Below are 9,204 nucleotides of genomic sequence, written 5' to 3'. Positions count from 1 at the left end.
TGCGCAAGGACCGCGACGAGGTCACCGCGGTCACCCAGGCGGCGGGGGAGTTGTTCACCCACGGCGTCCCCATCGACTGGGACGCCTACTACACCGGCATCGCCGCCAACCGGGTACCCCTACCGACGTACCCGTTCCAGCAGCAGCGGTACTGGCTCACCCCCACCACCGACACCGACCTGAACGCCGCCGGGTTGACCCCCGCCGAACACCCACTCCTGGCCGCCGTCGCCCACCTACCCGACAACGACGGCGTGCTCCTGACCGGCCGCCTGTCCACCACCACACAACCCTGGCTCGCCGACCACCTGGTGAACGGCCGCGCGCTGTTCCCCGGCACCGGCCTCGTCGAACTCGCCATCCGGGCTGGCGACGAACTCGGCTGCACCGGCCTGGCCGAGTTGGTGCTCGCCGAGCCGCTCGCCCTGCCAGAGCGCGCCGACGTGGTGCTCCAGGTACGGGTCGAAGCCGCAGACCGGGACGGACGGCACCCGGTCAGCGTGCACTCGCGCGTCGACGGACCCAGCGACGGAACGTGGCGTACCCACGCCCGCGGCCGGCTGACCCGGGAGGCTCCCCGGCCGACGCCCACCGACCTGACGGTCTGGCCGCCGGAGGGCGCGACGGAACTGGAGGTCGACGACGTCTACCTGGCTCTGCACGGCGCCGGGCTCGACTACCGGCGGTCCTTCCGGGGACTGCGGGCCGCCTGGCGGCGCGGCGACGAGGTGTTCGCCGACGTCGGCCTGCCGGACGGGCTCGACTCCGAGGGGTACGGCATCCATCCGGCCCTGCTGGACGCCGCGCTGCACGCCGCCGCCCGTTGCGAGTCCACCGAGGACGGTCGGCCGATGGTGCCGTTCGCGTGGACCGGCGCCGCACTGACCGCGCAGGGGGCCACGAGCCTGCGGGTGCGGGTGCGCCCAGGACCGGACGGCTCGGTCGCGGTGAGCTGCGCCGACGATTCCGGGACACCGGTGTTCTCCGTCGACACGCTGGCGGTCCGCCCGGCGCCGATGCCCGGACCCGACGACATCGCCGGGTGGCTGCACGCCGTGCGGTGGCGCCCGGTGCCCGTACCGTCCGTGATGGACAACGGTAACTGGGCAATGCTCGGCGACGATCCGCGGCGGGCTGAGCAGATACTCCCGCCGGGCGGCCGGCGGTACGCCGACCTGCCCGCACTGGCCGGCGCCGACGCGGTACCCGACAACGTGCTGGTCCCGGCCGGGCACGGCGAGCTGCATCGGGTGCTGCACGAACTGCTGGCTACGGTGCGGGACTGGTTGGCCGAGCCGCGCCTGGCCGGCTCCCGGCTGATGGTGCTCACGTCCGGGGCGGTGCCGGCCCGGGACGGCGATGACGTACCCGACCTCGCAGGCGCGGCGGTCTGGGGGTTTGTCCGCTCGGCCGAGCTGGAGAATCCCGGCCGGCTGCTGCTCGTTGACGTCGACGGTGCGCCCGCCTCCCTGCGCCTGGTGCGCGACGTGCCCGGTCTGGACGAGCCTCAGGTGGCGATCCGGGACGGCCAGATCCTGGTACCCCGGCTGACCCGGCCGCCCACCGCGTCGCGCCGGCCCAACCCGTCCGAACTGGCTGCCGGTACCGTGCTGCTGACCGGTGGCACCGGTACCCTCGGCGGTCTCGTCGCCCGGCGCCTGGTCACCGCGTACCGTGCCCGGCACCTGCTCCTGCTCAGCCGGCGCGGCCCGGACGCGCCCGGTGCCGGGCAGCTCGTCGCCGACCTGCGCGCCGCCGGGGCCTCGGTCCGGGTGGTCGCCTGCGACGTGGCCGACCGGGCGGCGCTCGCAGCGGTGCTCGACGCGATCCCCGCCGACCAGCCGCTGACCGGTGTGGTGCACTGCGCCGGAGTGCTCGACGACGGCGTGCTCGGCTCGCTCACCCCGGCCCGGCTGGATGCCGTACTGGCGGCCAAGGCCGACGCCGCCCGGCATCTCCACGAGTACACCGACCGGCTCGATCTCTCCCTCTTCGTGCTGTTCTCCTCGGTCGCCGGCACGCTCGGGGCACCGGGCCAGGCGAACTACGCGGCGGCGAACGCCGTCCTGGACGGCCTGGCCGCCCACCGGCGCAGCCGCGGGCTGCCCGGGCTGTCGCTGGCCTGGGGCCCCTGGACCGGCCAGGGCATGGCCGGGGAACTGTCTCCGACGAACGTGGCCCGGATGGCCCGCGCCGGCGTGATCGGCCTGTCCGCAGCCGACGGCCTGGCGTTGCTGGACGCCGCGCTGCGCGCCGAGCAGCCGGTGCTGTTGCCGGTCCGGCTCGCGGTCCCCTCGCCGGGCCCGGACCCGGTCCCGGCGATGCTGCGCGACCTCGATCCGGATCCGGTCCGCCGGCCGGCCGCCGGCTCGGGCCGGCCGGTGGCTCGCGGCGCATCGGCGCGGCAGGCCACGGACCCGGCCTGGTCCCGGATCGCCGCCCTGCCCGCCGGGGAACGCGGTGCCGCACTGCTCGACCTGGTACGGGAGAACGTCGCGGCCGTGCTGGGCTTCCCCGGTCCGCAGGCGGTGGATCCCGGGCGCGGCTTCCTCGACCTCGGGTTCGACTCGCTCACCGCGATCGAGCTGCGCAACCGGCTGGACACCGGCAGCGGGCGGCAGCTGCCGGCCACCCTGATCTTCGACTACCCGTCGCCGGCCGTCCTGGCCGAGCACCTTGGCGCCGAGCTGACGCAGCAGGCGCCGAGCGTGGTCCCGCTGGAAGCGTCGCTCACCGCGCTGGAAGCCGCGATCGAGGCCGCGCTCGCGACCGGGGTACCCGATGCCAACGCGCACAGTGGGACCGCCGGTCGGCTGCGGTCGCTTGCCGCCCGGTGGTCCGAGGGGCATCGGGCGGACCCAATGCCGGCGGCCGACCTGGACGCGGCCGGTGTGGAGGAGATCTTCGACATCCTGGACGCCGAACTGGACGCTCGAGGCTAGTACTCGTCCTGATGCCCGCGCCACGCCCAACGCCGCAACCAGGTGACGTGGGAGTACTAACGATCTCGTGCGCAATAGGACCGTCGGCGGCGGCCCTCCAACGTACGTGTCATCTCCGGGTATCGATTCGGTGGGCGCGACTTGTGTTCAGCCGTCCCGCGTTCACCGGGATCTCCCGTCGTCATCTGCACCTGCTACGAACCGAGCTGCGTGTGGTGTGGCTGGCCGGGCGGGAGAGGGCTGGCCGCATGCCCGTCGGGGTGGCCGCCGGCGGCGGGCGGCTGGAGCCAACCGTGGTCGAAGCCGCGCCACCTCCTCAACCTTCACACTCCACCACTGCAGCGACATCCACCACCGAAGTCACGCAACGACACGCCACAACCTAACGAAGCACTAGCTAGCTAACCAGCCGAACCGAGGACCGAGGAGGCTAGATGCTCCGCCAACTGGCTGCGGCCGCGGATTCTCATCTTGCGGTACACCCTGGTCAGGTGCTGCTCCACGGTGCTCACCGTGATGAAGAGCCGGCTGCCGATCTGCTGGTTGGTCTCGCCGAGCGCGGCGAGCTGGGCGACCCGCAGTTCTGCCTCGGTGAGCGCGCCGGACTCCGGCGGCTCGCCGGATGCCGCCGCCGGTGTGTCGGGGGCGGACACCACGCGCAGGGCCTTGGGCGCCCCGACCAGGGCTGGTTCGGTCTGGTTGACCGGTTGCCGTGACTCCTGCCCCGGCACCTTTAGCTTCCGGGCCAACTCCAGCAGGTCCCCGGAGCGCTTAAAGCACTCCGCCGCCTGGCCGAGCAGGATCGGCCGCTCCGCTGCTACGGCGAGCATACCCAGGATCCGCAGGGCGGAGCCTCGCCCGTACGTGTCAGTCTCGGCACACCGCTCCAGTTGCTGCTTGGCCAGCTCCCGGGCGGCCACGAGGTGGCCGAGGCGCAGGTGGGCCTCGGCCAGGTCGGTACGCCACGGCAGCAGCGAGAGGTGGTCCAGCTTGGCGCGGGCCATAAGCCGCCGGTACCTCTGGAAGTCGCTGATCGCGGCCAGCACCCGGTCGGTGGCGAGGTGGAACTGTCCCCGGGCCCGTAGGTAGCGCAGTCCGCCGATGGTGCCGAGCATGGCGTCCGGTACCGGTTCGCGCAGGGTCGCGGCGGCCGCGTCGAAGGCACCGGCGGCGGTGTTGGCGACGAGCAGCGTGGTCAGCGGGTGGCTGATCGATACTCCCCAGCTCTGGGTATCCAGCAGCCGCAGCGCGGCGTGCGCACGGGTCACCCCCTGGGCGACGTCACCTCGGCGCACGACGATCCCGGACCAGACCCCGTCGATCAGTGCCTGCCAAGCCACCGCACCTCGGCGCGCTGCCTGTTGGCTGAGCATGGCGCACCAGTACTCGGCGCGCTTGCTGCGGTTGTCGTAGGCCAGCGCCAGGATCGCCGTGAGCAGCGACTCCAGCGTGATATCCCCCAGCGGGCAGTTGCGCAGGATCTGTTCGGCGCTGGCAGTGGTGGCGTCGTTGGTGCCGACCGTCCACATTTCGACCAGCGCGGCCGCGGTGTGCCGCCACGGGTCGGAGTGCCGGGGCGCCGGATCGGCTGGCGGCTCCACCCGTACCTCGCACCGGCCGAAGTGCCACTGGGCGGCCAGGGTCAGCTTCGCCGCGGCCGGCGCGTCGAACCGGTCGGGGCACCGGGCCAGGTCGGCGACGGCTTTGCCGAACAGATCCGCTTCCCCGTTCCACAGCGCATGCCGGGCCAGCGTGAACGGCTCCGTGCCGACCGTCTCCGGGTCGTGCCGCAGCTCCGTCAGGTAGGCCGCGGCGGCGGAGGGGTTGACCCGCCAGACGACCCGGGCCAGCGCGTCGAGGATCGCGTGCCGCTGCCCGGGTTCCGGCGCCGCGGACAGCGCCAGGTCCAGACACCGCACCGCGAAGCCAATCTCGTCGGCCTGCGCGGCGCGGTCGGCGGCCCGCCGCAGCACGTCAACCCCCCAGGCCGGCGTGGGCTGTCCCGCCGCGACCAGGTGCGCGGCCACCTCGCTGGCGGGCGCCACCTGCCGGAGCTTCAGTCTGGCCGCCCGGACGTGCAGCTGGGCCCTGGCCGCCGGCGGCAGGCTGTCCACCGCGGCGGCGGCCGCCACGGCGTGCCGGAACCGGCCGTGCGCGAGCAGGCCGGCGCCGGCGAGGACGGCGGTCATGTTTTCGGCGATGTCCTCGGTCACCCCGGCGAGGACGGCGATCGTGTCCCGGCTGAGTTCGTCACCGAGCATCCCGATCGCGGCGGCGACCTGATGCAGCGGTGGCTCCCGGCGCTGGAGAAACGTCGACACCGCGTGGACGAAGGCCGGCCCGGTCACCGGCTGCCCGTCGCGCTCGCTCCGGCGGTAGTCCTCCAGCAGCGCGTTGACCAGCATCGGGCTGCCCCCGCTCAACTCGTGCAGCCGTCCGGTCAGCTCGGCGTCCACCGGCTCGTCCAGCAATTCGCTGGCCACCTGCCCGAGGGCCGGCGCGGAGAGCGGCCCCAGCCGTACGTGGTCGTGCGCGACCCGGGTGAACAGGCCGAGCAGCTGCCGCTCCGCCGCGCCGGCTGCGTCCGGGTGACTCACCAGCATCAGTAGGCGGCTGGAGCGGATCCGCCGCTGGAGGCGCAGCAGGATCCGGACCGAGCTCTCGTCGGCGAAGTGCAGATCGTCAACCCCAATGACGACCGTTTGGGTCCGGGTCAGGCCGAGCAGGATCCGGCAGATCTCGCTGTCCGTCACGGCCGGTGTTGCCTCGACCTGGGAACCGGGCTGGTGCTCCTCCGGCGGCGCCTGGTGCACCAGCGACAGAATCGCCGCGACCTGATCGGCGACGGCCGCGGGCAGGGCCGAGTTGGTAAAAAGCTGATCAACTAGGCCGGCGTTCAGGCGCTGTTCGTCCGGGGCGCCGGTGGCGTGCAGGACCAGCGCTCCCGATTCTGCCGCGTAGGGCAGAAACCGGGTCAACAGCTGGGTCTTTCCGCTGGCCGCCGGTCCGGTCACCAGCACCAGCCGGCCGGCGCCAGATTCGCTGTGCGTGAACTGTTCGCGCAGGACCGTCAGTGCTTCATCGGGTACCGATACATTTGCCGGATTTCCAATCGGGGAAGCGCATGCGCAGCCAGGCGCCGCAGGCGCAAGGTTCATGCTCACCGCCGTCGTTCTCGGTGCCTAGTGGCCGTTTGGTCGATGCTTGTTAACATTTCCCAGACAGGATCATCGATGTGACTGTCACCAGACTGGACTCGGACTGGACTCAGCGGCCAGAGACACGGCCATAGGGGAGCGATGTATAGGGGTTGATGAAGGTGGGCCGGATCTGGCATTCCGGAACCATGGCAGCGGTAATGGATGACAATCACCCGTGGTTTCGAAAATTTCACCCTAATGCGGATGCGCCGGTCCGATTGGTGTGCTTTCCGCATGCCGGGGGAGCGGCCACCTTCTACTTTCCAACTTCTCGTGCCCTCGGCTCGGCGGTCGAGGTTCTCGCCGTGCAGTACCCGGGTCGCCAGGACCGCCGCGCCGAACGGTGCGTCGACGACCTGCGTGAGCTGGCCGGTCTCATCGTGGCGGAGCTGCGGCCCCGGTGCGACCGACCGCTGGCGCTGTTCGGGCACAGCATGGGCGCCACGGTGGCGTACGAGGTGGCGCGGCGGCTGGAGCGCGACGGCACCCCGCCGATCGGACTCTTCGCCTCTGGCCGGCGGGCCCCCTCGATCAACGGCGACGAGTCCGTACACCTCCGCGACGACCAGGGCATCGTGCAGGCGTTGCGAGAGCTGAGCGGTACGGACTCCGCGGTCCTGGTCGACGAGGAGATGCTCACCATGGTGCTGCCCGCGGTACGCGGCGACTACCGGGCGGTGGAGACCTACCGGCACGGTGGTGGCCCGGAACTCACCCGGCCGATCTGCGTACTGGTCGGGGACAGCGACCCGGTGACCAGCCTGGCGGAGGCTCGCGCGTGGGACGCGCATACCACCGCCGGGTGCCGGGTCGAGGTGTTCCCGGGCGGCCACTTCTTCCTTCGGGCCCAGGCCGACGGGGTACACCGGGCGATCCTGCGGCACCTCGGAGAGTGGTCTGCCGGTGACCCGCCGGCCCGGGTCGTTACAGCACAAGCCTGACCAACTCGAACGCCTCCGCCAGCGGAGCGGAGACCTGCGAACCCCGATAGGCACCGAGCGCCCGGACGCCGTCTTCGCTCCGGGCGCTCGGCCACTCCTCGATCTCCTTGCCGTACGCCCGCAGCGCCTCCAGCTTGCGCTCCAGGTGCGACTCGTTCAGCACCTGCCAGCAGTTCGGCCGGAACGTGGGTGTCACCCCGGACGCCTCCGCGCAGTCGGTCGCCGACCGAACCTCGAAGCACCGGATCTCCCGGATGTCGCTGCGTCCCGGGCGACCGGCCACCCGGGCTGCGCGGCTGGCCAGCTGATGGTCCACGCTCAACTCGGCCATGCTGGTGGTGAAGAGCGCGTCCGGCTCGAATTCGCGGATCTCCCGCTCCACCACGCGATTGAGTTCAAGCTGGCCGACCTGGTCCAGCCTGCTGTCGCGGAACGTGTTCACCTGGACCCGCTTGATGCCCAGGATGCTCGCGGCCGCCTGTATGTGCGAGGTCCGGTCGGTGACGGCGTGTCCGGTGCAGGCCCGCGCGCTGTCGTCGTTGGTGAGGACGCACAGGCTGACCTCCACGCCCGCGTCGGTCAGGAGCGCGATCGTGCCGCCAGCGCCCAACGTCTCGTCGTCGCCGTGGGCGACGACGATGAGTAGCCTGTCCATGGTCACCTTTCGATGGCGTCTCGATCACCTGGGACGGATATGTCTCGGGCGCGCCGTCGCGGCATCCCGGGTACTGATGCCACGGTGATTTGAGGGCGACGTTCTTGGCCTGCGTCAGGATCACGGTCGCGCCTAGCCTTCGTTGCCGGACATTTCCAGCGGATGCCCGGCTGGACAACCCCTAGGCGTTTCCGTGCGGTGTATCCGCGTGCCGCCGCTTCTGCACACGCGCTGGGGGGCCGGCCGGCTAGGGGTGGGGCCTTGCTGCCCTCGGCTCTTAGGGTGTCGCCGTGGACCGGGCCCGCCGCATGCGGTGTCGGGCCGTATGCGTGAGGAGTGACGGCTAAGTGGACGACACCCAGGACCGACTGGTCAATGCCCTCCGAGTCTCCCTCAAAGAGACCGAACGCCTTCGCGAACAGAACCAGATGCTCGCCGAGGCCGCCCGGGAACCCATCGCGATCGTCGGCATGGCCTGTCGCTTCCCCGGTGGGGTGCGCTCACCGGAGGAGTTGTGGGACATGGTGGCCGGCGGCCGGGAGGGAATCGGCCGGTTCCCCGACGACCGGGGCTGGGACCTGGACCGGCTGTTCGACCCGACCGGTGAGCGACCCGGAACCAGTTACGTCAGCGAGGGCGGGTTCCTGCACGAGGCGCCGTGGTTCGACCCGGACTTCTTCGGGATCAGTCCGCGTGAGGCGGTGTTGATGGATCCGCAACAGCGGTTGCTGTTGGAGGTGTCGTGGGAGGCGTTCGAGCGGGCCGGGATCGTGCCGGCCACTCTGCGGGGGAGCCGGACCGGGGTGTTCGCCGGGGTGATGTACCACAACTACCCCGGCAGCTATGGCTCCTCCGGCATCGTCTCCGGCCGGCTGGCCTACACGTTCGGGCTGGAGGGCCCGGCGGTCACCGTGGACACCGCGTGCTCCTCCTCGCTGGTGACGCTGCACCTGGCCGCCCAGTCGCTCCGCCAGGGGGAGTGTTCGCTGGCGCTGGCCGGTGGGGTCTCGGTGATGGCCACGCCACGCACGTTCGTGGAGTTCAGCGTCGACGGCACGCTCGCCCGCAGCGGCCGGTGCAAGGCATTCGCCGACGACGCGGATGGCACCGGTTGGGCCGAGGGTGTCGGGGTGCTGTTGTTGGAGCGGCTGTCTGATGCTCAGCGCAACGGTCATGAGGTTTTTGCGGTGGTGCGTGGTTCGGCGGTGAACCAGGACGGTGCGTCCAACGGCATTACCGCGCCGAGTGGGTTGGCGCAGCAGCGGGTGATTCGTGCGGCGTTGGCGAACGCTGGGCTGGATGTGCGTGGTGTTGACGCGGTGGAGGGTCACGGCACGGCGACGCGGTTGGGTGATCCGATCGAGGTGCAGGCGTTGTTGGCCACGTATGGGCAGGGTCGGGAGCGTCCGTTGTGGTTGGGGTCGTTGAAGTCGAACCTCGGGCACACCCAGGCGGCCGCTGGGGTG

At 71.5% G+C, this 9,204-nt stretch carries 5 protein-coding genes; 3 read left to right on the top strand and 2 right to left on the bottom strand.

Features of this window, described 5'->3' with window-relative positions; all coding sequences use genetic code 11:
• A partial coding sequence (locus E1258_RS26515; protein ID WP_132405907.1) for a type I polyketide synthase occupies positions 1-2,942 on the top strand: 2,942 nt, incomplete at its 5' end.
• A gap of 401 nt (positions 2,943-3,343) precedes the next feature.
• Here E1258_RS26515 and E1258_RS26510 read toward each other — a convergent pair.
• Positions 3,344-6,100 carry an AAA family ATPase gene (locus tag E1258_RS26510; RefSeq protein ID WP_132405905.1) on the bottom strand — a complete coding sequence of 919 codons (2,757 nt, stop codon included), beginning with the start codon at positions 6,098-6,100 and terminating at the stop codon, positions 3,344-3,346.
• Between the two features lie 200 nt (positions 6,101-6,300).
• Between E1258_RS26510 and E1258_RS26505 the strand changes: the two genes are divergently transcribed.
• Entirely contained in the window at positions 6,301-7,083 is a 783-nt protein-coding gene (locus tag E1258_RS26505; RefSeq protein WP_132405903.1) for a thioesterase II family protein, read from the top strand.
• On the opposite strand, the gene E1258_RS26500 is transcribed toward E1258_RS26505, so the two are convergent.
• Positions 7,067-7,738 (bottom strand): PIG-L deacetylase family protein, encoded by a 672-nt coding sequence (locus E1258_RS26500; RefSeq protein WP_036375413.1) that lies wholly within the window; start codon positions 7,736-7,738, stop codon positions 7,067-7,069. The genes E1258_RS26505 and E1258_RS26500 overlap by 17 nt on opposite strands.
• 347 nt (positions 7,739-8,085) lie before the next feature.
• On the opposite strand from E1258_RS26500, the gene E1258_RS26495 reads away from it, so the two are divergent.
• Positions 8,086-9,204 (top strand): beta-ketoacyl synthase N-terminal-like domain-containing protein (locus E1258_RS26495; protein WP_132405901.1); only part of this gene is annotated, 1,119 nt, incomplete at its 3' end.

The sequence above is a fragment of the Micromonospora sp. KC207 genome (assembly GCF_004348615.1).
GTDB lineage: Bacteria > Actinomycetota > Actinomycetes > Mycobacteriales > Micromonosporaceae > Micromonospora.
Note: the sequence above shows the minus strand (reverse complement) of the source record. Positions and strands in the feature narration are given on the sequence as shown.

What these genes read in the sequence shown, in the direction of transcription:
- E1258_RS26500 (WP_036375413.1), bottom strand. Translation starts at nt 7,738, where the DNA reads ATGGACAGGCTACTCATCGTCGTCGCCCACGGCGACGACGAGACGTTG.
- E1258_RS26510 (WP_132405905.1), bottom strand. Translation starts at nt 6,100, where the DNA reads ATGAACCTTGCGCCTGCGGCGCCTGGCTGCGCATGCGCTTCCCCGATT.
- E1258_RS26505 (WP_132405903.1), top strand. Translation starts at nt 6,301, where the DNA reads ATGGATGACAATCACCCGTGGTTTCGAAAATTTCACCCTAATGCGGAT.